This window comes from Ensifer soli (genome assembly GCF_041928815.1).
Classification (GTDB): domain Bacteria; phylum Pseudomonadota; class Alphaproteobacteria; order Rhizobiales; family Rhizobiaceae; genus JBHFEI01.
The window spans coordinates 102362-124188 of record NZ_JBHFEI010000013.1 but is presented as its reverse complement, the minus strand read 5'-3'; the positions used below and the strand labels follow the sequence as shown (position 1 = coordinate 124188).

General features: G+C 63.8%; 23 protein-coding genes and 1 tRNA gene. 10 read left to right on the top strand and 14 right to left on the bottom strand.

Annotated elements, in window-relative coordinates; all coding sequences use genetic code 11:
- From ACEVQ6_RS18835 to ACEVQ6_RS18790, 10 genes are all read right to left on the bottom strand, one after another.
- Positions 1-129, bottom strand: a 129-nt coding sequence (locus ACEVQ6_RS18835; RefSeq protein WP_374890591.1) for a transposase, incomplete at its 3' end; no start/stop codon positions are given.
- Between the two features lie 26 nt (positions 130-155).
- Positions 156-557, bottom strand: coding sequence for an NAD(P)-binding domain-containing protein (locus ACEVQ6_RS18830; protein WP_374890586.1), 402 nt, complete (start codon positions 555-557; stop codon positions 156-158).
- A gap of 121 nt (positions 558-678) precedes the next feature.
- Positions 679-1446, bottom strand: a complete 768-nt coding sequence (locus ACEVQ6_RS18825; protein ID WP_374890585.1) for an SDR family NAD(P)-dependent oxidoreductase — start codon at positions 1444-1446, stop codon at positions 679-681.
- A gap of 63 nt (positions 1447-1509) precedes the next feature.
- Positions 1510-2208 carry an NADPH-dependent F420 reductase gene (locus tag ACEVQ6_RS18820; protein ID WP_374890584.1) on the bottom strand — a complete coding sequence of 233 codons (699 nt, stop codon included), beginning with the start codon at positions 2206-2208 and terminating at the stop codon, positions 1510-1512.
- Positions 2209-2535: 327 nt separating this feature from the next.
- The gene (locus ACEVQ6_RS18815; protein WP_374890583.1) at positions 2536-3447 is read right to left on the bottom strand and encodes a LysR family transcriptional regulator; all 912 of its coding nucleotides are present in this window, start codon (positions 3445-3447) and stop codon (positions 2536-2538) included.
- A gap of 144 nt (positions 3448-3591) precedes the next feature.
- Positions 3592-3963, bottom strand: a complete 372-nt coding sequence (locus ACEVQ6_RS18810) for a DUF427 domain-containing protein (RefSeq protein ID WP_374890582.1) — start codon at positions 3961-3963, stop codon at positions 3592-3594.
- Positions 3964-4082: 119 nt separating this feature from the next.
- Positions 4083-4493, bottom strand: a complete 411-nt coding sequence (locus ACEVQ6_RS18805) for a nuclear transport factor 2 family protein (protein ID WP_374890581.1) — start codon at positions 4491-4493, stop codon at positions 4083-4085.
- A gap of 92 nt (positions 4494-4585) precedes the next feature.
- Entirely contained in the window at positions 4586-5383 is a 798-nt protein-coding gene (locus tag ACEVQ6_RS18800) for an NADPH-dependent F420 reductase (RefSeq protein ID WP_374890580.1), read from the bottom strand.
- A 383-nt stretch (positions 5384-5766) separates the two neighbouring features.
- The gene (locus ACEVQ6_RS18795) at positions 5767-6495 is read right to left on the bottom strand and encodes a substrate binding domain-containing protein (protein ID WP_374890579.1); all 729 of its coding nucleotides are present in this window, start codon (positions 6493-6495) and stop codon (positions 5767-5769) included.
- Between the two features lie 15 nt (positions 6496-6510).
- Positions 6511-6675: a helix-turn-helix domain-containing protein gene (locus tag ACEVQ6_RS18790; protein ID WP_374890578.1), complete on the bottom strand. Its 165-nt coding sequence runs from the start codon at positions 6673-6675 to the stop codon at positions 6511-6513.
- A gap of 234 nt (positions 6676-6909) precedes the next feature.
- On the opposite strand from ACEVQ6_RS18790, the gene ACEVQ6_RS18785 reads away from it, so the two are divergent.
- Positions 6910-7338: a nuclear transport factor 2 family protein gene (locus ACEVQ6_RS18785; RefSeq protein WP_374890577.1), complete on the top strand. Its 429-nt coding sequence runs from the start codon at positions 6910-6912 to the stop codon at positions 7336-7338.
- A 221-nt stretch (positions 7339-7559) separates the two neighbouring features.
- Here the strand turns inward: ACEVQ6_RS18785 and ACEVQ6_RS18780 are convergent.
- Positions 7560-7644, bottom strand: a tRNA-Leu gene (locus ACEVQ6_RS18780).
- A gap of 379 nt (positions 7645-8023) precedes the next feature.
- Here ACEVQ6_RS18780 and ACEVQ6_RS18775 point away from each other — a divergent pair.
- The gene (locus tag ACEVQ6_RS18775; RefSeq protein ID WP_374890576.1) at positions 8024-8308 is read left to right on the top strand and encodes a helix-turn-helix transcriptional regulator; all 285 of its coding nucleotides are present in this window, start codon (positions 8024-8026) and stop codon (positions 8306-8308) included.
- Here the strand turns inward: ACEVQ6_RS18775 and ACEVQ6_RS18770 are convergent.
- The 3 genes from ACEVQ6_RS18770 to ACEVQ6_RS18760 form a co-directional block, all read right to left on the bottom strand.
- Entirely contained in the window at positions 8274-9530 is a 1257-nt protein-coding gene (locus ACEVQ6_RS18770) for a tyrosine-type recombinase/integrase (protein ID WP_374890575.1), read from the bottom strand. The genes ACEVQ6_RS18775 and ACEVQ6_RS18770 overlap by 35 nt on opposite strands.
- 293 nt (positions 9531-9823) lie before the next feature.
- Complete coding sequence (gene guaA, locus ACEVQ6_RS18765) at positions 9824-11401, bottom strand: glutamine-hydrolyzing GMP synthase (RefSeq protein ID WP_374890574.1); 1578 nt, start codon at positions 11399-11401, stop codon at positions 9824-9826.
- Between the two features lie 95 nt (positions 11402-11496).
- Entirely contained in the window at positions 11497-12471 is a 975-nt protein-coding gene (locus tag ACEVQ6_RS18760) for a sugar-binding transcriptional regulator (protein ID WP_374890573.1), read from the bottom strand.
- A gap of 135 nt (positions 12472-12606) precedes the next feature.
- On the opposite strand from ACEVQ6_RS18760, the gene ACEVQ6_RS18755 reads away from it, so the two are divergent.
- The 8 genes from ACEVQ6_RS18755 (at position 12607) to ACEVQ6_RS18720 (ending at position 21826) form a co-directional block, all read left to right on the top strand.
- Entirely contained in the window at positions 12607-13554 is a 948-nt protein-coding gene (locus tag ACEVQ6_RS18755; RefSeq protein ID WP_374890572.1) for a sugar ABC transporter substrate-binding protein, read from the top strand.
- A 108-nt stretch (positions 13555-13662) separates the two neighbouring features.
- Positions 13663-15174 carry a sugar ABC transporter ATP-binding protein gene (locus ACEVQ6_RS18750; protein ID WP_374890571.1) on the top strand — a complete coding sequence of 504 codons (1512 nt, stop codon included), beginning with the start codon at positions 13663-13665 and terminating at the stop codon, positions 15172-15174.
- Positions 15171-16163, top strand: a complete 993-nt coding sequence (locus tag ACEVQ6_RS18745) for an ABC transporter permease (RefSeq protein ID WP_374890570.1) — start codon at positions 15171-15173, stop codon at positions 16161-16163. The genes ACEVQ6_RS18750 and ACEVQ6_RS18745 overlap by 4 nt, the downstream gene beginning before the upstream one ends.
- 52 nt (positions 16164-16215) lie before the next feature.
- Positions 16216-17244 carry a thiamine pyrophosphate-dependent dehydrogenase E1 component subunit alpha gene (locus ACEVQ6_RS18740; RefSeq protein ID WP_374890569.1) on the top strand — a complete coding sequence of 343 codons (1029 nt, stop codon included), beginning with the start codon at positions 16216-16218 and terminating at the stop codon, positions 17242-17244.
- Positions 17244-18218 carry an alpha-ketoacid dehydrogenase subunit beta gene (locus ACEVQ6_RS18735; protein ID WP_374890568.1) on the top strand — a complete coding sequence of 325 codons (975 nt, stop codon included), beginning with the start codon at positions 17244-17246 and terminating at the stop codon, positions 18216-18218. Before ACEVQ6_RS18740 ends, ACEVQ6_RS18735 begins: the two co-directional genes overlap by 1 nt.
- A complete protein-coding gene (locus ACEVQ6_RS18730) occupies positions 18215-19804 on the top strand; it encodes an acetoin dehydrogenase dihydrolipoyllysine-residue acetyltransferase subunit (RefSeq protein ID WP_374890567.1) in 1590 nt (529 codons plus the stop codon). The genes ACEVQ6_RS18735 and ACEVQ6_RS18730 overlap by 4 nt, the downstream gene beginning before the upstream one ends.
- Positions 19805-19822: 18 nt before the next feature.
- On the top strand, positions 19823-20161 hold the full coding sequence (locus tag ACEVQ6_RS18725) for a carboxymuconolactone decarboxylase family protein (protein ID WP_374890566.1): 339 nt from the start codon (positions 19823-19825) through the stop codon (positions 20159-20161).
- Positions 20162-20320: 159 nt separating this feature from the next.
- Positions 20321-21826 carry an FGGY-family carbohydrate kinase gene (locus ACEVQ6_RS18720; protein WP_374890565.1) on the top strand — a complete coding sequence of 502 codons (1506 nt, stop codon included), beginning with the start codon at positions 20321-20323 and terminating at the stop codon, positions 21824-21826.
- Position 21827 lies beyond the last annotated feature (1 nt).

The following is a 21827-nucleotide window of genomic DNA, read 5'->3' as shown; positions in this document are numbered from 1 at the left end:
CGTTCTGAAACGCCACAGGATGCCGTTGATCACCCGGCGGTCGTCGACACGTTCAACCCCGCCGCTCTTGTTCGGCAAAAAAGGTGCAATGACAGCCCATTCTTCGTCGCTCAATTCGTGACGGCGCATGGCAATCTCCTTTCAAGGAGATTGAATCATACACCGTCAATAAGATGAACAACGTTTATGGGGACACTGCCTAGCTGATCTGCCACCCAGCGACTTTCAGCTTTCCCCTCTTCGATCGGATCGATCCGCCCATCCCGCTCTTGGGGGTAATAATTCCCCGTCTCGACAACGGCGACATCGGCATCCACACCGTTGAAGAGATCCTTCGGCAGATCGGCGATCCTGAACGCCGGGATCGCGACGAAGACGACTTCGCCGCTTCGCGCCGCTTCATGGACGGTCACCGCCTTGACCCCGGTCTCGGCGGCGAGATCTGCAAGCGATTCAGGCCCGCGCGAGTTGGCGATTGATACTTGATGGCCAAGTTTCGCGAGCCGGCGGGCCAACGAGCCGCCGATTTCACCTGATCCTATGATTCCGATCTTCATGAGCGCTCTCCTAAATTATGGGACGGTTCGAACGATGCCTGTGCGGCCGCGGATCTTGGCCGGCGCCGACCCTCGGGAGCCTCGGCGCCGGGAAAGTTTCGAAGATGGTGCTCTGACGTGGTCAGAGCCTGTAGCCGCCGCTCGCCTCGACCACCTGGCCGGTCACCCACCGGCCTTCGTCCGATGCGAGAAAGGCAACGACTGAGGCGATCTCGGAGGCTTCGCCGAAGCGGCCGAATGCGGTGTCGCCCTCTATCGCCTTCACGGTGTTGGCATCCTCTCGCACAGCGGCATTCATGTCCGTCCGCGTCCAACCGGGGGCCACGGCGTTCACCGTGATGCCGCGGGGACCAAGCTCCATCGCGAGCGAATGGGTAAGATTGTTGATCGCGGCTTTGGCCATCGAATAGATCGGCACCATCGGTTGCGGGCGTGTGGAGAGCCCCGATGAGATGTTGATGACCCGCCCGCCATCAGAGAGTCGGCTGAGCGCCGACTGGACCATGAAGAACGGCGCCCGGGCGTGGACGGCAACCATGGTGTCCCAGGCCTCTGGCGTGGCGTCGGACAGACCGCCCCACCCCGAATTCCCCGCATTATTGACAAGAATGTCGAGCGTCTTGCTGCCGTTTCGCTCCGTCAGTTCGCGGTCGAGTTCCTCATACAATCCGGGAATCGAACCAGCGTCCGCGAGGTCCGCGTGTAACGCGAAGGCGGTGCCGCCCGCCTTCTCAATTGCCGCGACCGTTTCGTCGGCGCCCGCGCTGCTCGCATTGTAGGTGACCGCGACCGTCGCGCCATCGGCGGCGAGCCGCTCGGCAATCGCCCGACCGATACCGCGTGATCCGCCGGTGACGAGGGCAGTTTTCCCTTTGAGGACGTGCGACATATAGTTCTCCTTCGATATGTGGAATGTGTGGTTCAAGGATGAGGTGGCGAAGCCTGCGACGGCTCAGGCGACGCGCTCGCGCACGATCGGACCGGGATTGGCCTCTGCGACCGTGAGAGCCAGGCGGATGAGGTCGGCGTCGCCGCCAAACTCGTTGTCCGCGATGTGGTGCAGGAAGACGCCGACCTGTTCGAGTTGCCGGGCACCCTTGAGATCGCCGGCGTTGACGGGCTTGAATCCAGCATCAGCAATAAGGCCCCGCGTTACGTCGCCAGCGGCCTTATCGTCGGTTGCGTAGAAGACGTTGGGCTGCACAGGCGACGCCGACCAAGCTGCCGCTTCGAGCGCCGGAGCCGCAATGAGGTTGAATGCCTTGACGACGCGTGCCTCTGGCAACCGCCGCTGCAAATCTTCCGCGGTCGAGCTGTCGCGCATAAATTCCAGATCGTGGAAGTGTACGAAATCCGCGGTGACGCCGAGCGGGTTCATGGTCTCGATAACGACCTTGCCGTCGAGCGCGTCGCTGACCTCGGCCACGATTGCTTCGACCCGCGGCCAATAAACGGAGAATAGAACAGCGTCGCCGAACTCAGCTGCCTCGCGGATCGTCCCGAGTCGGGCCTTGCCGCCCAGCTCTGCAAGTAATGGTGCGAGCTTCCGGTCCTCACCGTCCTTCGCAATCACGAGTTCATGGCCTGCGGCCGCCCAAGCTCGCGCCAGACGACTGCCGAGATTGCCGGCGTTTAAGATTCCGATTTTCATTAGATATCCTGTCTACCTCAACGTTTGCGCTCCCCGAGGAGCGGTTCGGTTGAAAGCTAGGATATTGCTCTTGAATGGATTAGATGCCCGACGAACCCCAGTCTGTTGCTCCTGCGACCAACAATGAGGAACTAGCGCTCGATCGCCGAGATTCTCCGGCGCAATTCTAAGCTTCAGCCAGGCACGAAACCGCTCGTCTGGTCTCAACGACGCCGGCAGCGAAGCAGATCGTCCTCCTCCGAACCGCACAGGCTACAGGTTTCGAAGCAGTCCATCGACGGTTGGTTGACAATGTTCGAGCACGAGCCCCTCATCGGTCGGCTTGCTTCAGGACAGATTGGCGTCGCTACCATCACCGAAAGCAGCACGACAAAGATCGACGAAGCCGCGCACCTTCGGGTCCATGTAGCGCGTGGAGGCAAAAACGGCATGAACCGGCATCGGTATGCTCGCCCAGCCGGGCAATACCGTTACCAGGGTTCCGTCCGCCACGTGTGGCTCAGCCAAGAAGCGCGGAAGTTGCGCCACTCCTAACCCCGATACGGTCAGGTTCTTGGCGGCAACGATGTTATCGAGCGCGCAGCGTGGCGTTTGCGAGACCTTTTCTGTCGCTTGGCCGTTGACAAGGGTCCAGCTCGCACGACCGCTGGAGGTCTTCGTAATAAGGTCGTGGCGCTTCAAATCGTCGACGGTGCGAAGCTCCGCGCCGCCCTTCAGGTATCCTGGCGCGGCATAGAGACCGTAAGTAATCTCACCAAGCTTGCGGGCCGACAGATCAGAATCTTGCAACGTGCCGATACGGATCGCGACATCGATCCCCTCATGAATGATGTCGACGAACCTGATGGAGTACACCGCCTCTACGGTGACCTTCGGCCACTTGGATAAATAGGCGGCTATCCAGCCATCGACCCGTGTGGTGCCGAATTCTGGCGTCGCAGTGACCTTCAGACGGCCCTGGGGTTCTTGGCTCTGCTGCGCGACCGCTGCTTGGGCTGCCTCCGCCGCGGCAAGGATCGAAGAGGCGCGCTCGAAATAGTCCCTGCCGACCTCCGTGACGCTGAGCCGTCGGGTCGATCGGTTTAGCAGCCTCGCGCCAAGCTTCTCCTCGATCCGCTGCACGATCCGACTCACGCGAGCCTTATCCGTGTCGAGGCGATCAGCCGCAGCGGTGAAGGACTCCTCCGTCACTACGGCGACGAAAACCTGCATCTCCGAAAAGCCGACTGTCGATGTCATGGACAACATTCTGGCAGGCGCCGGTCGAACGAACAATCAGCGCGCGTCTGTATATTCAGCATTGGGCGGCTCGATACGGCTACGGGGTTGTCGGTGAAACAACAGCGGAATGGAGCTACCGAGCCGTCTCGATGACCCAGCATTTCAGTCGAAAGGCGTTGTTTCGATGGTGTCGACTCGGTTGGGGTAGAAGGCGAGATATCCCCGGATGATCAGCATGTGATCGAAAGGGTTCTCGTACGACCAGGCGACATCCTTAGCGTCGCCATTCCGCGCGCTGAAATAGCTGGCGTCGCCCTTGTACGGGCAATGGGTGCTGGTGTCGCTCGAGCTGAGGTCGCCCATCGCGACATCCGCGCGCGGGATGTAATAGACCGGATTAAGGCTTGCCTCCTTGAGGATGAGGGCGTCGCGGCTGTCGGCAAGTATGGCATCATCCAGCTTGACGACGACCCTCTTGCCCGCCGGGGCGATTGTAATCGGATGGTCGGGGCCTGGCATTCTTCCACCTTCCATGTCGTATTCCTTTTGTTCGCTAGTGTGCCCGCAAGTCTCGCGAGGCATGCGGCCTAGTTGTTGAAGGATGCGCACATCCGGGTATTCGCCAGCCGAGCCCACAGCAAGATCTACTGAGCCTACGGCTCGATCGGAACGAGGCGCATCGCTTTTCCGCCGAGTTTGGGGACAAGCCGCTGCTGGACGGCGACAACGGCGGGCAGCGGGCGCCATGCGATAGTCATGGTTTCGATGCGGCCATCCTCGCCCAAGTGGATGTGGTCGAACGCGTCGATCACATGATCTTCGAACCGGATCGTGATGACGGCGATGACGTCGGCACCGTCGCGCATCATCATCTTCGGCTCAAAGGCATCGATCGTGGAGACCAGTTCGGCGAGGACAGTGGCCACACTGGCCCGCCCCTTGAATGGCGTGGGAAGGATCGGGCTGTTGAGTTGGACGGTCTCGGACAAATGTTTGCCCGCGCGCGCGATATCGCCCCTGTGCATTGCCTCAAGGAAAGGGGTGAGATGGTCTTCGCTCGGCATCGCTGCGGCTCCTGAATACGTGGTCTGGCGAGCCCCGCAGGACCTCCCACAATCGAGTGCCGGACGTCCTTCGACGGGCGTCCGGCAGACGGTCACTTCGCGACGGTCGCGGCGCTTGCCTGGGCCATGAAGAGGTCGACGTGGACCTGTGGCATGCCTTCAAACGTGCCGCCGATCGGCGACGGGCGCTCTGCCTCGTCGATCAGACGCTGAGCATCGTCGCGCGACACGGGCGTGCCGGGCTGCGTGTAGGCGCGCCCGGCTTCGGGGCCGGTCGCCTGCAAGTCTACCTTCGGAGCGTAGGCCCAGAAGTAGATCGGCGTGCTCGGCTCGATGCGCCAGCTATCCGCGAGCGAACCCGCGTCGATGGTATCGAAGCCGATCTTGTCGAAGAACTCGGTCACCGCCTGCTTCGCGCCAGCGTCGTCGCCCGCGATCGGCAGCGTCGTGCGGTTCGCCGAACCCTTCGGCGTCGCGTTGGCCTTCATGTGAAGCCAGCTCAGGTTGTGGAAGCCCTTGACGACCTTCGCTCCCGGCAGACGCTGCTGGATCAGTTCGCTGGAAGTCAGCTCGGCCTTGTCGAGGACGTCGTTGTTGCCGAATGCTGGATAGTAGTTCGTCTGGTCGAGCACGATCTTGCCCGCGAACTTGTCGGCGGGCAGCTTCTCGGAGGCAGCGATCGGGATGGAAAGCGTGACGATGTCACCCGCCGCGATGGCCTCCTCGGTGGTGCCAGCACTCGCCAGCGGACCAAGCTCCCCGATCAGGTCCTTGATGGTGTCCGCGCCGCGGGAGTTGCTGATGACGACCTTGTAGCCCGCCGCGATGGCGAGGCGCGCGACGGCCTTGCCGACAAGGCCGGAGCCGATGATGCCGATTGTCTGTGTCATGTACGTTGTCTTTCTTCATAGGGGCGGTAGCCGCCGACAGGACTCTTGCGCCGGCGCCATCTCGCCCACCCTCCGACGGCGAGCGCCGCAGCAAGCGACACAACGAAAAATATGGATTTGACCGAAGAATTAACAGTCTGGCAGCGGGCAACAGACTGTTGTCCCTGTCGCCGACAATTAGTTAGTAGGCTGGCGCGACAAGGTAGGGCGATAGCCGGCCGTTCAAACTAAGCCTCTCCGCCAGCATTCGCGCCGATCAGGACCGCGCTCTTAACGCTTCCCGCGCGCTCAAGCGGTCATTATCCGGGCGTCTCTTGCGGGCTGATACCGACAGCCTGGCGTTCCGGGAGTGAGATTCTACCGCTTCGGGCGCAGTGAATGTCTCAGCTAAGGCTTTCGACGTCGCTCCTAAAGCCATCACGGCAGAGGTCGACAAAGCCCCGAACCTTGGGGTCCATATAGCGCGTCGAAGCAAAGACTGCGTGGACTGGAACGGGGATACGCGCCCAGCCCGGCAAAACTCTAGTAAAAGCGCCTTCGGCAACGTGCGGCTCGGCCATGTAACGCGGAAGCTGCACTATTCCCAAGCCGGACAGCGCCAGGTTCCTAGCGGCGATGGTGTTATCGAGGGCGCAACGCGGAGCGTGCCACACCTTCTCCGTCTGCTCACCATTCACCAGCGTCCAGCCCGGACGACCGCGCGGCGAATGCATGATGAGGTCATGCCGCTTCAGATCATCCACCTTCCGGAGAGGTGCGGCTTTCCGCAGATATTCGGGGGAAGCATATAAACCATAGGTTAGCTCTCCCAGCCTGCGGGCCGAGAGCTCCGAGTCCTGGAGGGGGCCGATGCGTATTGCGACATCGACACCTTCATGAATGATATCGACGAGGCGGTTCGTATATTCCGTTTCGACGGTGATCTTCGGCCACTTGCGTAAGAACATGGCGATCCAGCCATCGACCCGCATCGTTCCAAATTCAGAGCCAGCAGTTATTCTGAGGCGGCCCTTCGGCTCTTGCGTCCGTTGGGCTACGGCAGCCTCGGCAGCTTCTGCAGCCGCCAGGATCGACGAGGCGCGTTCGAGATAATCACGCCCGACCTCCGTCACGCTGAGATGGCGGGTCTATCGGTTCAAAAGCCGCGCGCCTAGCTTCTCTTCCATTCGCCGCACAATGCGGCTCACCCGCGCCTTATCCGTTTCAAGGCGTTCCGCTGCGGCGGTGAAAGACCCTTCGGTCACCACTGCGATAAAGGCCTGCATCTCCAGGAAATCGATTGTTGTCGCCATCACAACAGTCTGTCATTTTTTGACCAAATTATCAATGCACAAACAACTGTCATTCTGCACCGGACGCGAGCAAGCCGCAGCCGCAACCGAGCTGGATGATGAGTATCCAGTCGGCGACAAAGATGGGAACGGAGGGGTTCGGCATCGCTCTCCATTGGCATTTTCCTGCGGGTTGCAGCCAGCCGGACGCCTGAATCACCGGACAACTCGTGATGAGACAAAAACGCTAACACCATGCCGGACAAGCCAAACATCATAGCCGCAAAAAGGTTCTTTAGCGCGCAGCACTGCGGCGACGTGGATGATGCCTTTTGCGATTACGTTCATCCCGATTTTCGGTTTGCGGTCTCCTGCGCGTGCAACGATGAACTGCGAGCCGCTATCCCCTGGGCGGGCTACGAGCATAAGGGCCGCGAGGGATATCAGCGCCTGACGACGCTTCTCTTCTCCGAGTACGAGCTGCTCGCATACGAGATCAAGCGATTTACCGATGCCGGCAACCAGGTCTTTGCCGAAGGTCATTTTCGGTTGCGACATCGCGAGACCGCAAAGATCGCCGAAAGCGACTTCCTTGCTCGCTTAGAGATGCGGGACGGAAAGATCGTCCGCGGCCAGATGTACGAGAACACCGCAGCCATTGCCGCCGCGCGCAACGCCGACTGAGCAAAATCTCATTCCAAACACGCGCTGACCACCTGAACGCGGACCCGCGATCAACCGCAGGCGTTGCCGATTCGAACAGAAATGCGTCGCGCGTATTGCGAACTCACGTTGAACGGACAGATTGAACTGGTGACGCGGCATCAGGTCTCCATAGGTCGTGAACGACAACCCATAGGCCGCTTCGTTTCCTAAGGCCGCGGAATTCGGCCCGATTTGAAGGATGGTGCGGGTGGTCGGAATCGAACCGACACTCCTTTCGGAACCGGATTTTGAATCCGGCGCGTCTACCAGTTCCACCACACCCGCACATTTGCCGCCGATTCTAGACGACGCTCTCTGCACCTATACTGCACCTAGAGCGAAAACCGAATATCGCCAGCCTTTTCTCCTTCACCCGTAACCCACTCAAAATACGACGTTTTCAACTCGTCGTGTTTTTCTGTGGATTGGCAGACAAACCACTTTTTGAGGGAGCCGCGTCTACTGATTGCGCCTCTTCGTAGCGAGCGCCGCAAGTTTTGAGCTTTTCTATCAGCCCCTGTCTGCCTTTATGCTGCACCTAGAAATCAAGAAAAACCCGCCGATGTGTACGCCATAGCCCGAAAACACCCCACGGAATCTCGACGGGGCTTCCAGTATCAGCATCTATCAGTCTCAATCGCCTCAGCAACGCAGGAGATTGAGCATGGCAAAGATCGAAACTACGCAAATTCGGAGAACAATCCGGCGGCAGCAGTTGCGGGAGATGGTGCCGATGGCTGACAGCACTATTTATGAAATGGAGCAGCGTGGCGAGTTTCCCCGTCGATTCGCGCTCTCGCCACGTTGTATCGTCTGGGACTTGGCCGAGGTCGAGGCGTGGCTAATGGCACGGCGGGCTGCCCCGATCCGTCGAGCACAGCACCCTGACTTCACCAAGCGCAAATCCCGCCCGGTCAAAGGGCGGGATCCAGTTCCATCAAGGGCATAGCTTGTGGCAAAAGCGTGGGGGCATACTTCCGGCCGTCGATCCAGGCGTCCACGGTATCCGCCCACTGCTGCATCATATGCCGACGCTGCACCTCATACTCGGCCTTGTTATAGACGCCGCGCGACGAACGCCCGTCCCCGTGCGCCAGGCACTTTTCGATCCAGTCGCTAATAAAGCCCAGCTCATTTAGTAGCGTCGAGCCCGTACGCCGCAGATCATGGACCGTGAAAGGCTCCAGTGGCAGCCCCTCCTTCTTGGCTCGCTCGACGACGGCGTAGGTGATCCGATTGAAGGTCGCGCGAGACATTGGCGCGTCCGCGTCGTACCGGGACGGCAAAAGATATCGGGAGTTGCCGGAGCATGTCTTGAGCGCGATCATGATGTCTAAAGTCTGTCGGCACAGGTAGACGTTGTGCTGCTTCGACCGCTTCATGCGCTCCTTCGGGATGGTCCAGACGGCGTTGTCGAAATCGATCTCGTCCCAAACTGCATCCTGCAACTCGCTCTTCCGGACCATGGTGAGCAGGTAGAGCTTCATACCGAGGCGGATCGTTGGCAACGTCGCAACATGCTCGAGCTGCTTGAACATGATGCGGATCTCTGCGGGCGAGAGCGCACGGTCCTTCGGCGTAAAGGTAGCGATCGAGGCTGGACCGACGTCATCGGCCGGATTGGCGACCTTCTCGCCGTGCAGAATAGCAAAGCCGTAGATCTGCTTCAGGATATCCCTCACATGGATAGCAGTTGCAGGCGCACCCCGTTCGACGATCTTGCCGCAGTGAGTGCGTAGATCATCCGGTGTGATCTCCGTCAGGAGACGATTCCGCCAGACGGGCATGAGTTCGCGTTCGAAGATGGAACGACGCATCGCGCGCGTGCTGTCGGCCATGGTCGCGTTGGTCAGCCACTTCTCGCCGAACTGGCCAAAACTCTTTGCTTCCTTGATCCGGCGCTTCTCGCGCTGCTTCTCGATGGCAGGAGACCGCCCCTCGGTGATCGCGCGCCGCGCGTCGATGCATAGCTCGCGTGCCCTGGCAAGCGATATTCCGTCACGGGCATATCTGCCGAGATACACGGTCTCCCGCCTGCCGTTCAGCCGATAGTCGAGCCTGAACGAGATGGCGCCCGATGGCGCGACGCGCACATACATGCCGTCACGATCGGAAACCTTGTACATTTTGGCTTTTGGTTTCAAAGACTTGAGTGCTGCATCGGTCAACATTTCGGGCCTCCTCGCGAAAAAGTACCGTCAGGCGTTTTTTGCAGGCCGATGGCGTCGAAAATGCTTTTGTTTCAGTGCATTAGTTCGAAAAAAGTACCGTCATTGGCCTCGATTGACCTGACGGTACTTTCGTTTTTCCAGTTGATCAATGGGGCGAGGCCCGTCAGCGAGGCCGCCGAACGCGATCTATGCCCGCCGATAGATATCGATAGGCATAGGAGAGATTTATTTTTATTTTCAGTGCGTTAGGTCGTATCGCAGTGTAGATTCGGCGTCGTTTGGATGGGCCTGAATCATTCCCACTCGATCGTCCCCGGGGGCTTCGACGTCACGTCGTAGACGACGCGGTTGATGCCGCGGACTTCGTTGATGATGCGGGTGGCGGCGCGGCCGAGGAAGTCCATGTCGTAGGGGTAGAAATCGGCCGTCATGCCGTCGACGGAGGTGACGGCGCGGAGCGCACAGACGAAATCATAGGTGCGGTAGTCGCCCATGACGCCGACGGTCTGCACCGGCAGCAGGACGGCGAAAGCCTGCCAGATGCTGTCATACAAGCCGGCCTTGCGGATCTCGTCGAGATAGATCGCATCGGCCTTACGCAGGATGTCGAGCTTTTCGCGGGTGACGACACCCGGGCAGCGGATGGCGAGGCCGGGGCCCGGGAAGGGGTGGCGACCGATGAAGCTGTCGGGCAGGCCGAGCTCGCGGCCGAGGGCGCGGACCTCGTCCTTGAACAGTTCGCGCAGCGGCTCGACGAGCTGCATGTTCATCCGCTCGGGCAGGCCGCCGACATTGTGGTGCGACTTGATCGTGACCGAGGGGCCGCCGGAGAAGGAAACGCTTTCGATCACGTCGGGATAGAGCGTGCCCTGGGCGAGGAAGTTCGGCGCGCCCTTGCCGTCGCCGGCGATCCTGACGGCCTCCGCCTCGAACACCTCGATGAACAGGCGGCCGATCGTCTTTCGTTTCACCTCCGGGTCGGAGACGCCGGCGAGCTGGCCGAGAAACAGGTCCGACGCCTCCACATGGACGAGCGGGATGTTGTAATGGTCGCGGAACATGCCGACGACCTGTTCGCTCTCGCCCATGCGCATCAGGCCATGGTCGACATAGACGCAGGTCAGCTGGTCGCCGACCGCCTCATGGATGAGGATCGCGGCGACGGAGGAATCGACGCCGCCGGAAAGCGCGCAGAGCACCCGGCCCGCGCCGACCTGGTCGCGGATCTTGCGGATCATCTCCGCACGATAGGCCGACATCGTCCAGTCGGATTTCAGCCCGACGATGCCATGCACGAAGTTGGAGAGAAGTTTTGCGCCGTCGGGCGTATGGACCACTTCCGGATGGAACATGGTGGTATAGTAGCGCCGCCGCTCGTCCGCCGCGATGGCGAAGGGCGCGTTCTCGGAGGTGGCGATCACCTCGAAGCCTTCCGGCAGTTTCGTCACCCGGTCTCCATGGCTCATCCAGACCGGGTAGCGTCCGCCGACCTCCCAGACGCCGGCAAACAGCGGACTTGCCCTGAGGATCTCGACGTCGGCGCGGCCGAACTCCGCCGCATGCCCGCCCTCGACCGTGCCGCCGAGCTGGTGGCACATCGTCTGCTGGCCGTAGCAGATGCCGAGGATCGGAACGCCGCTGTCGAACACGGCCTGCGGTGCCCGCGGACTGCCTTCGTCGGACACCGAGGCGGGACCGCCCGAGAAGATCACGCCTCTCGGCTGCATCGTCTCGAAGGCCTGCGCCGCGTTCTGGAAGGGATGGATCTCGCAGTAGACGCCGGTCTCGCGCACGCGCCGGGCGATCAGCTGGGTCACCTGGCTGCCGAAGTCGACGATGAGAACGGAATCGGGATGCATGCTGTCGGTCATGCCGGCTTCTCTCGGGCTTGGGGGATCATGGCGAGGCTTTAAAGAAAGCCGGGCGGAAGCGCAACGGTCCGCGCGATGATTCGGCGGCCGCCGCCTCAGCCGAGCGCGTCGAGCGCCTCGGCCGCGTCCCCGTCGATGATCAGCCCGTTGACGATGCCGCTTTTCAGCAGCGCCCGCGCGGCTTCCGCCTTCTCCTGGCCGGAGATCAGCAGGATGACCGGGATCGTCATCAGTTCCTCGAAACGCAGCGCAATGGTGCGTTCGTTGAGGTCGTGGTCGATCTGCCGACCCTGATCGTCGAAGAAGATGCCGTTGGTGTCGCCGACCGCGCCGGCCTTGCGCAGGCTCTCCAGTTCCGCCCGCGAGATCATGCCCTGCCGGCGCAGGAGCGAGGTTTCGGTCAGCTCGCCGGCGCTGACGATGCAGACCGAGGCGGCACGGGCGATCTCGAGCGCCTTCACCACCGAGCGTTGCGACATCAGCACCTTCCGGTCCTCGATCGAGTCGGCGATGAAGGGCACCGGCAGGAAGTAGCCCTCGCCGCCGGTGCGCCGGGCCAGGGCATGCACGACCTCGAACGGATTGTAGGCATTGTTCGCCGTCAGCGATCCCATGACCGAGATGAAGCGGGCCGAGGGCGCGCGGATGCCGGCGAACTGCAGCGTCATCTGCTCGATCGTGCGGCCCCAGCCGGTGCCGATCGTCGCGGAGGGGTTTTCCGAAAGCAGAGTTTTCAGATGGTTGGCGGCGGCGACGCCGACCGCGCGAAAGCCGATCTGCTTGCGCACGTCCTGATCGCCGTCGCGGCCGTCGCGAAAGCCGAAGGCCGGCGTCGAGGTGCAGAAATCCAGTTCGAAACGCGCCCGCAGGCTGTCCTCGACCGGCAGCATGCCGACCCGCTGGTGGTCGATCGAGATGCTGACGAGGCCGCTCTCGCGCGCTTCCGACAGCATCTTGTTGACGCGGGCGCGGGTGACGCCGAGGCGGGTTGCGGTCATCTCCTGGTTGAGCCCGCCGACATAGTAGAACCACGCGGCGCGCACCATCAGGCTTTCTTCGGAATCAGGCATAGGCTCTCCCTCCCATTACAAATGTATTCTGACTTGACATTTGTAATGGGGTCAACGATGATCATGGTCATTCGCCACATCAGCGCGAATGGAGACGCGGGTCAATGTGGAGGACCCGCCCGGAGGAGAGGTCACATGATCGGACATTTGAGGAAGGCGGCCGTCGCGGCCGCCATGGGTCTTCTGCTGAGCGCCGTCAGCGCCAGTGCCATGGACATCGCCTGGGTGCATGCCAATGCGGCGGCCCAGTCGGAACAGCGCGTCAAGGCGGGCTTCGACGCCTGGCTCAAGGAAAAGGGCAAGGACTGGAAGGTCAGCCTGCTCGACAGCGGCGGCTCGGGCGAGCGCACCGCCTCGAACCTGCAGGACGCGGCCTCGCGCGGCGTCGACGCCATCGTCATCACCATGGCGGACCTGCGCGCCTCGCGCGCGGCGATTGACGCTGCGGTCGCCGCCAAGATCCCGATCTTCACCGCCGACAGCGGCTATATCGACGGCGTCATCGTCGATGTGACGACGAACAACTGGGCGATGTCGTCGAGCGTCTCGCCCTACCTGCTCAACGAACTCGGCGGCAAGGGCAACATCATCTTCCTGCGCATGGCCGAGCATCACGGCACCCGCAAGCGCGGCGACGTGATGGAGACGATCCTGAAGGAATATCCGGACGTCAAGGTGCTTGCCGAGCACAACATCGACTACACCGCCTTCTTCGAGGACACGACCTCGACGATGCAGGACTATGCCGCCCGCTTCGGGGACCAGATCAACGCCGTCTGGGCGCCCTGGGACGAGCCGGCCCAGGCCGCGATCAACGCGCTCTCGGCGGCTGGCCTGAAGAACGTCAAGGTCATCGGCATCGACGGTCATCCGAACGCGGTCGCCGAGGTCTGCAAGGACAACAGCCTGATGATCGCCACCGTCAGCCAGCCTTTCGAGAAGATGGGCGGCCAGCTCGGCGACTGGATCGAGGCGATCGTCGAGAAGAAGGAGGACGCCGCGACCGTCATCCCGTCGAAGACGGTCTACATGGACGCGCCGCTCGTCACCAAGCAGAACTGCAAGGACTTCCTCCCGAAGTGACCGGGGACGCCGGGCCCGGCGATCCCGGGCCCGGCCGCGAACAATCCTGATGCGGCCGGCGGCGCCTGATGCCGCCGGTTCCGCCGTCACCGTCTGGAGGAGGGCGCCATGGCCGTGAGCCTTACCGGCATCGTCATGCAATATCCCGGCACGCGCGCGCTCGACACCGTCAGCGCCGAGTTCCGTTTCAACGAGGTCCACGGCCTGATCGGCGAGAACGGCGCCGGCAAGACGACGCTGGTCAGCATTCTCGGCGGCAGCCGGCAGCCGACCTCGGGCACGATCACCGTCGACGGCACGCCCGTGACGCTGGCAAGCCCCGGCGACGCGCTGCGCAAGGGCATCGCCCACGTCTCGCAGGAGGGCAGCCTCGTCCCCTCGCTTTCCGGCGCGCAGAACATCCTGCTCGGCGACGAGCCGAGGCGCGGCCTCGGCATCATCAACAAGGGCGAGCTGACGCGGCGCGCCCGCGCGCTGATGGCGCGCTGGTTTCCCGACGTGTCGATCGACCTCGACGCGCCGGTCGAGACCCTGCCGATGGCCGACCAGAAGGTGATCGAGATCGTCCGGGCGCTGCGCGGCGACATCCGCCTCGTCATCCTCGACGAGCCGACCGCGACGCTGCCGGCCCGCGAGAAGGAAAGCCTCTGGGCGATCATCAAGTCGCTGCCGAAGCAGGGCGTCGGCATCGTGCTGATCAGCCATTTCCTCTCCGAGGTGAAGGCGCTCAGCGACCGGATCACGGTCTTACGCGACGGACGTCACATCACGACGATTCCCGCAGCCGAGGCGAGCGAGGCGCAGCTCGTCGATTTCATGCTGCAGCGCTCCGGCGCCTCGGCCAGGGCGGAGGCCGCGCATGCCTCCGCGGCGCTCGGCGCGACCGTGCTCACGGTCGAGGGCTGGCGCGCCGGCTCCCTCTCCGTCGACCGCTTTTCCATCCGCGCCGGCGAGATCGTCGGCCTGATCGGCCTGACCGGTGCCGGCCATTTCGGCTTCGCCCGCTCGATCTATACCGGCAGCGGCGTCACGGCGGGCCGGCTGGCGCTCGGCGGCGAGGACATCGCCACCGTCGACGCCCGCGCCATGCAGAAGAAGGGCGTCGCCTTCATCCCCGACCAGCGCATGGAAAATTCGCTGATCGGCGACTGGGACGTGCGCGAGAACCTCGCCATGGTCCACCCGTCCTTCGCCGCCCATGGCGGCACCGGCGTCCTGTCGCCGGCGAAGGAAGGCCGGGAGGCGGACCGCATCATGGCGCTGCTCAACGTCAAGGCCTTCTCCCACGCCCAGTTCATCAAGGACCTCTCGGGTGGCAACAAGCAGAAGGTGTCGATCGGCAAGTGGCTCTACGGCGCCGGCGCGCATTACAGGCTGATGATCTTCGTCGAGCCGACCGAGGGCGTCGACATCGGCGCCAAGCGCGAGATCCACGACCATCTGCGCCGGCTTGCCGCCGAAGGCACCGCCATCATCGTCACCTCCTCCGACCTGATCGAGATCGCCGACGTCGCCGACCGGGTCGTCCCCTTCGTCAACGGCCGGCCGGGCGCCGACATCGCGCGGCCCGACTTTTCCGAAGCCAGATTCATTGCCGCCATGGCAGGAGCAGCACAATGACCTCAGGTTCCGACCTCGCCAAGGGCGCGACATCCCCATCCTCCGGCCGCTTCAACCGCGCCTGGCTGATGCGCTACAGCACGCTTTTCGCCCTCATCCTCCTCTTCCTCGGCTTCGCGCTGACCGTCGACCGCTTCCTGACGGCCTCGAACCTTTTGAACATCATCCAGCAGATCTCGATGCTGACCATCGTCGGCGCCGGCCTCACCTTCGGTTTCGCCGCCCGCGAGATGGATCTGTCGGTCGGCTACATGGTCGGGCTGGCCGGCATTCTCGTGCCGCTGCTCCTGATCAACGGCACGCCGCTGCCGCTGGCGCTGCTGGCCGGTGTCGCCGCCGGCATCGTCGTCGGCGCGGTCAATTCGGCGCTGGTCACCCTCGTCGGCGTGCCCTCGCTGATCGCGACGCTCGCCACCGGCTCGATCCTCTACGGCATCAATTTTCTCACGACCGGCGGCCGGGCCATCTATGGCGGCCTGCCGGACAGCTACCTCTTCCTCGGCCAGGGCCAGTTTCTCGGCATCCCGATGCTGGCTTACGCGATGGTCGTCTTCGTGCTGATCGCCTGGTTCGTGATGGAGCGCACCATCTTCGGCCGCTACATCTACGCCGTCGGCGGAAACCTGCGCGCCGCCGAGCTTTCGGGCGTCAACGGCCGCTTCTATCGCGCCGCCGCCCTCATCGTCTGCAGCCTGTTCGCCGCCGTCGCCGGCGCGCTGCTCGCCGCCCGCCTCGGTTCCGGCCAGCCCAATGCCGGCGAGCGCTACCTGCTCGACGGTCTCGCTACGGTCTTCATCGGCATGACCATGTTCCGCCCGGGCACGGCGACCGTCGTCGGCACCTTCTTCGGGGCGCTGTTCATCGGCGTCATCAACAACGGCCTCAACCTCATCGGCATGGACACCTATATCCAGTCGATCGTCAAGGGCATCATCATCCTCGTCGCCGTCGCCATCGTCTCGCGCACCACCAAGCTCAAGCTGCTTTGAGGCGCGGGTCCGGCATGGCACGTCATTCACACACGGATCAAAGGAGGGGCGCGTGACCGGTCCCGTCAATTCCAACCTGTTCGAGCTCTACCGCACCATGCGGCGGATCCGCACCTTCGAGGAGCGCGTCGGCGAACTCTTCATCAAGGGCCAGTCGGCGGGCTCGATGCTGCACCTGTCGATCGGCGAGGAATCGTCGGCCGCCGGCGTCTGCTCAGCCATGCAGCCGCAGGACCGTTTCACCACCCACCATCGCGGCCACGGCATTTTTCTCGCCCGCGGTGCCGACCCCAAAAGAATGATGGCGGAGATCGGCGGCAAGGAAACCGGCTATTGCTCCGGCAAGGGCGGCTCGATGCACATCGCCGACATGGCGCTCGGCCATCTCGGCGCCAATGCCATCGTCGGCGGCGGCATTCCGGCGGTCGTCGGCGCCGGCCTCTCCAGCAAGCTCCTCAAGCAGGATTCGGTCGCCTTCGCCTTCTATGGCGACGGCGCCATGCAGCAGGGCATCCTCTACGAAAGCATGAACATGGCGGCGCTGTGGAAGCTCCCCGTGATGTTCGTCTGCATCAACAACCAGTACGGCATGGGCACCCGCGTCGACCAGGCGACGGCGAACACCGCCTTCGACGAACGCGCGAAAGCCTTCGGCCTCAACGGCGCCGTGGTCGACGGTCTCGATGTCGAGGCGGTCGAGGCGACGGCGAAATGGCTGGTCGACGATGCCCGCGCCGGCAAGCCTGGCTTCCTTTCGATCGACGTCTACCGCTTCTTCGGCCATGCGCGCATGGACAAGAGCCCCTACCGCCAGGAGGCGGAGGAACTGGAAGGCCGCAAGAAGGATCCGGTGCTCTTTGCCCGCGGCAAGCTGATCGAGACGAAGCTCTCCGACGCGGCGACGCTCGACACGCTTGACAAGGACATCGCCGCCGAAATGGACGCGACCATCGACTACACGATCGAGTCCAAAGCGCCGCCGCTCTCCTCGATGTTCCGCGACGTCTACGCCGTCGGCGAGCCGGAGCCCGAGCCCGTCAGCGTCCGGCTCGACCGCGTACTTGCAAGGGATGATGCATAATGGTTTCGATGACCTACAGGGATGCGCTGAGGAAGGCGCTGGACGATGCGATGACGGCGGACCCGACCGTCGTGGTCATCGGCGAGGAAGTCGGCCGCTATGGCGGCGCCTACGGCGTCACCAAGGACCTGATCAAGACCCATGGGCCCGAGCGCCTGATCGACACGCCGATCTCCGAGCCCGCCATCGTCGGCGCCGCGGTCGGAGCCGCGATGACGGGGCTCCGCCCCGTCGCGGAACTCATGTATATCGACTTCCTCGGCATGACGATGGACCAGCTCGCCAACCAGGCGGCGAAGATCCGCTACATGTTCGGCGGCCAGATCGGCGTGCCGATGGTCTTGCGCACGCAAGGCGGCACCGGCCGTTCCGCCGGCGCCCAGCATTCCCAGAGCCTCGAAGGCTGGATCATGCATACGCCGGGTCTCAGGCTTGCCATGCCGGCGACGGTCTCCGACGCCTATCACCTGCTACGCCAGAGCCTGACCAAGCCCGATCCGGTCGTCTTCATCGAGCACAAGGCGCTCTATACCCGCAAGGAAGAGGTCGATCTCGACGCCGAGCCGCTGGCATGGGGCAAGGCGGCCGTGCGCCGCGAGGGCAAGGATCTCGTCATCGTCACCTATTCGCGCCAGCTCTTCTACGCGCTGGAAGCGGCCGAGACGCTCTCCAAGCAGGGCATCGAGGCGACCGTCATCGACCTGCGCACGCTGAACCCGCTCGATTTCGACACGGTGCGCGAGCGCGTTCAGGCGATCGGCAAGGCGATGGTCGTCACCGAAGGCGTGATGACCGCCGGCGTCGGCGCCGAGCTTGCCGCGCGCATCTCCGAGGAATGCTTCGATTTCCTCGAACGGCCCGTGGTGCGGGTTGCCGGTGAGGATATCCCGATCTCGGTGTCGCAGGAGCTTGAAACCGGCAGCGTGCCGACGCCGCAGGTCATCGCCAATGTTGCCGCGAGACTGGTCGGATGACGGAACGCACCCTGAAAATGCCTCGCCTCGGCGAGACGATGGACGAGGGCAGGATCGTCGGCTGGCTCATCAGGCCCGGCGACGCCTTCAAGCGCGGCGATCCGATCCTCGAGATCGAGACGGACAAGACGATTGCCGAATTCCCGGCGCTCGGTGAGGGCGTGCTCGGCGATATCCTCGTCGAGATCGGCGACATGATCGCGGTCGGCACGCCGATCGCCCGGATCGACATCGGCACCGGCCCGGACTGGACGGCGGAAGACACCGTTCCGGTGTCCGCGCCTCTCACTGCGACGGGCATCGTCGAAACCGACCTTGCCATGCCGCGTCTCGGCGAGACGATGGACGAAGGCCGCGTCGCCCGCTGGCTGAAAGGCCCCGGCGATGCTTTCAAGCGCGGCGAGGCGATCCTCGAGATCGAGACCGACAAGACCATCGCCGAGTTCCCGGCGCTGATGGACGGCACGCTCGTTTCCATCACGCGTGGCGACGGTGAGATGGTCACGGTCGGCGATCCGATCGCCCGCATCGCCATTTCGTCCGCCGACCTCGCCGCGGCGGGAACCGATCCGGCGACGACGGCAGCGGCGGAAGCCGTCGCCACGGTCGCGGCGGCGGAAGCACCGGTCGCCAAGCCTGCGGTCGCACTCCGCGCCCCATCCTCCGGCCCGGTGCGCGCCACGCCGCTCGCCCGCCGTATCGCCCGCCGCCACGGCATCGACATCCGCACCATCGCCGGCACCGGCTGGCGCGGCCGTGTCGAGAAGTCCGACGTCGAGGCGTCCGCTTTCGGCAGCGCGACATCGCCCGCACCGCGCGACGTGCTGTTCGCCAGCCTGGCCGCAGGCCGGCTCGCCTATCTCGATACCGGCAAGGGCGAGAAGGGCACCGTCGTGCTGCTGCACGGCTTTTCCGGCGACCGCACGACCTGGGCGGCACTTGCCTCCAGCCTGAAGCGCGCCGATTATCGCGTGCTCGTTCCCGATCTGCCCGGCCACGGCCTGACGACGATCGAGGCGGCATCCGCCAGCGATCTCGCCGCCAGCCTGCCGGCCTTCCTCGACCAGGTGGCGCCGGGCGAGACGGTCCGTCTCGTCGGTCACTCGCTGGGGTCTGTCGCCGCGCTGGATCTGGCGCTTTCGGCGAAGGGTCGCGTCTCCGACGTGACGCTTTTGGCGCCCGCCGGCCTCGGCCACGAGATCGACACGGGCTTCGTCCATGGTATGGCCGAAGCCGACAGTGCCGGCGAGGTCGCCCATCTGCTGCGCCGCCTGTCGCCGAACCGGCTCGATCTGTCGGAAGCGGCGCTTGTCGCACTCGCGGCCGATCTGGCGAAAGGACGTCTCAAGGCGCTTGCCGCAGCATTGGCCGGCCCCGCCGGGCAGAAGGTGGACAGTCTCACGCGGTTGGAAAGGCTTGCCGGGCTTCTCCCCGTCCGCATAGTGTTCGGCCTCGAGGACCGGATCATTCCATGGCAGCAGGTAACCGCCGTGCCGCCGCGGGTCGCGATCCATCTCCTCGCCCGTTCCGGCCACATGCCGCAATGGGACCAGACGAAGGATGTGCTCGACATCCTTCTTTCCTGACAATCGGAGGAACAGGACATGGCAGACGCCAGGGACCAACTGAAAGATGCGCAGCGCCGCATCGGCACGTTTGCAAAAGCGAGCCCCGAGCTTTTCGGCGGCTTCTCGAAGGTGAGCAAGGCGGCGACGGCCGCCGGCAGCTTCACCGCCGCCCAGAAGGAGCTGATCGCCGCGGCGATCGCCGTGACCAAGGGCTGCGAGGACTGCATCGTCTATCATCTCGACGGCGCGCTGAAGCACGGCGCGAAGGAAGCCGATCTGGTCGAGGCGCTGGAAGTCGCCGTCGAGATGGGCGGCGGCCCCTCGGTGATGTACGGCGCCAAGGCGTTGGAAATTTTCCGGGCCTTGCAGCAGTAACGAGGACGACACGTCGCAGGGGGCCGGTTCCGGTCCCCATGCGGCGAGCCTGAGCATGATCCGACCGGGTGAAGCGAGGATCGATCCGATCATGCTGAAAAGAAGAACTTGAAGCGCCGGTCCGAGGGCTGAACGCGCTTCGAAGGAGGAGGAAACGGGATGGCTTATTTCCTGACGGCGGATGGCGGCACCGAGAGCCTGCGCGCCCGCGTCTATGATCTCGCCGGCAACTGCCTCGGCAGCGTCGCCGTGCCCTACGAGACGAAATTTTCCGCCGGTGCCCGCGCCGAGCAGGATCCGGAGGACTGGTGGCGTTCCTTCGTCACCGCCTCGAAAGGCGCGATCGCCGAGGCCGGCATCGATCCCGGCGATATCGAATCGATCGCCATGGCGACGACGAGCTGCACCGTGGTCGCGCTTGACAAGGATGGACGCGCGCTGCGCCCGGCGATCATCTGGATGGATGTCCGCGCCAACCGGGAGGCGGACGCCGTGCTTGCCACCGGCGACGACGCGCTGATCGTCAATGGCGGCGGTCGCGGCCCGGTCTCGGCCGAATGGATGATCCCGAAGGCGCTGTGGATCGCCCGCAACGAGCCGGAGATCTTCAAGGCGGCCCACACGATCTGCGAATACCAGGATTTCATGACACTGCGGCTTACCGGCGAGCGCGCCGCCAGCCTCAACAACGTCACGCTGCGCTGGCACTACCAGACCGATCGCGGCGGCTGGGCGGCGACCATGGTCGAGAAGCTCAGCATTCCCGAACTCCTGACGAAATGGCCGGCCCGCATCGTCGCCCCCGGTGAGGTCGTCGGTCCGATTTCCGCGAATGCGGCCGCCGAGCTCGGCCTGTCGACGAAGGTGAAGCTGGTGCAGGGCGGCGCCGACGCGCTGATCGGCATGATCGGCCTCGGCGTGGCGAAACCCGGCCAGCTGGCGCTGATCACCGGCTCCTCGCACCTGCAGTTCGGCGTCTCGGAGACGCCGCTCAACGCGCCCGGCGTCTGGGGCACCTATCGCGACTGCGTCTATCCCGGCCGCTACATCGTCGAGGGCGGGCAGACCTCCACCGGCTCGATCATCGCCTGGCTCGGCCGGATGATGAACGGCACGATGGACCTCGACGAGCTGAACCGCAAGGCGCAGGCGCTCGAACCCGGCTGCGACGGGCTGATCGTGCAGGACCATTTCCAGGGCAACCGCACGCCCTATACCGATCCGCTGTCACGCGGCGCGATCGTCGGCCTGACGCTGGCGCACGAGCCGCACCATGTCTTCCGCGCCATCATGGAAGGGATCGGCTTCGGCACCCGCGCCATCCTCGACGCGATGGGCAAGGCCGGCTATCGCGGCGCCGAAATCACGGTCGGCGGCGGCGCCAGCGCGTCCGATCTCTGGCTGCAGATCCATGCCGATACCGCCGGCCTGCCGGTCTGCGTGCCCGCCTCGCGCGATGCGCCCTCGGTCGGCTCGGCGGTGCTCGCCGCCCATGGCGCCGGCCATTTCGCCACGATCGATGAGGGCATCGAGGCGATGGTGCGGCCGGGCAAGCGCATCGAGCCGCGCCCGCGCGAAATGGCTCTCTACAACGAGATCTACGAGCAGTATCTGGCGCTCTACCCGGCGCTGAAGGCCGTGCGCGACATCGGCAAAGGGGCATGAC

Bases quoted from the DNA above. Each gene is read 5' to 3' on its own strand.
- ACEVQ6_RS18830 (WP_374890586.1), bottom strand. From the start codon at position 557: ATGAAGATCGGAATCATAGGATCAGGTGAAATCGGCGGCTCGTTGGCC.
- ACEVQ6_RS18825 (WP_374890585.1), bottom strand. From the start codon at position 1,446: ATGTCGCACGTCCTCAAAGGGAAAACTGCCCTCGTCACCGGCGGATCA.
- ACEVQ6_RS18820 (WP_374890584.1), bottom strand. From the start codon at position 2,208: ATGAAAATCGGAATCTTAAACGCCGGCAATCTCGGCAGTCGTCTGGCG.
- ACEVQ6_RS18815 (WP_374890583.1), bottom strand. From the start codon at position 3,447: ATGACATCGACAGTCGGCTTTTCGGAGATGCAGGTTTTCGTCGCCGTA.
- ACEVQ6_RS18810 (WP_374890582.1), bottom strand. From the start codon at position 3,963: ATGGAAGGTGGAAGAATGCCAGGCCCCGACCATCCGATTACAATCGCC.
- ACEVQ6_RS18805 (WP_374890581.1), bottom strand. From the start codon at position 4,493: ATGCCGAGCGAAGACCATCTCACCCCTTTCCTTGAGGCAATGCACAGG.
- ACEVQ6_RS18800 (WP_374890580.1), bottom strand. From the start codon at position 5,383: ATGACACAGACAATCGGCATCATCGGCTCCGGCCTTGTCGGCAAGGCC.
- ACEVQ6_RS18790 (WP_374890578.1), bottom strand. From the start codon at position 6,675: ATGGCGACAACAATCGATTTCCTGGAGATGCAGGCCTTTATCGCAGTG.
- ACEVQ6_RS18785 (WP_374890577.1), top strand. From the start codon at position 6,910: ATGCCGGACAAGCCAAACATCATAGCCGCAAAAAGGTTCTTTAGCGCG.
- ACEVQ6_RS18775 (WP_374890576.1), top strand. From the start codon at position 8,024: ATGGCAAAGATCGAAACTACGCAAATTCGGAGAACAATCCGGCGGCAG.
- ACEVQ6_RS18770 (WP_374890575.1), bottom strand. From the start codon at position 9,530: ATGTTGACCGATGCAGCACTCAAGTCTTTGAAACCAAAAGCCAAAATG.
- guaA (WP_374890574.1), bottom strand. From the start codon at position 11,401: ATGACCGACAGCATGCATCCCGATTCCGTTCTCATCGTCGACTTCGGC.
- ACEVQ6_RS18760 (WP_374890573.1), bottom strand. From the start codon at position 12,471: ATGCCTGATTCCGAAGAAAGCCTGATGGTGCGCGCCGCGTGGTTCTAC.
- ACEVQ6_RS18755 (WP_374890572.1), top strand. From the start codon at position 12,607: ATGATCGGACATTTGAGGAAGGCGGCCGTCGCGGCCGCCATGGGTCTT.
- ACEVQ6_RS18750 (WP_374890571.1), top strand. From the start codon at position 13,663: ATGGCCGTGAGCCTTACCGGCATCGTCATGCAATATCCCGGCACGCGC.
- ACEVQ6_RS18745 (WP_374890570.1), top strand. From the start codon at position 15,171: ATGACCTCAGGTTCCGACCTCGCCAAGGGCGCGACATCCCCATCCTCC.
- ACEVQ6_RS18735 (WP_374890568.1), top strand. From the start codon at position 17,244: ATGGTTTCGATGACCTACAGGGATGCGCTGAGGAAGGCGCTGGACGAT.
- ACEVQ6_RS18730 (WP_374890567.1), top strand. From the start codon at position 18,215: ATGACGGAACGCACCCTGAAAATGCCTCGCCTCGGCGAGACGATGGAC.
- ACEVQ6_RS18725 (WP_374890566.1), top strand. From the start codon at position 19,823: ATGGCAGACGCCAGGGACCAACTGAAAGATGCGCAGCGCCGCATCGGC.
- ACEVQ6_RS18720 (WP_374890565.1), top strand. From the start codon at position 20,321: ATGGCTTATTTCCTGACGGCGGATGGCGGCACCGAGAGCCTGCGCGCC.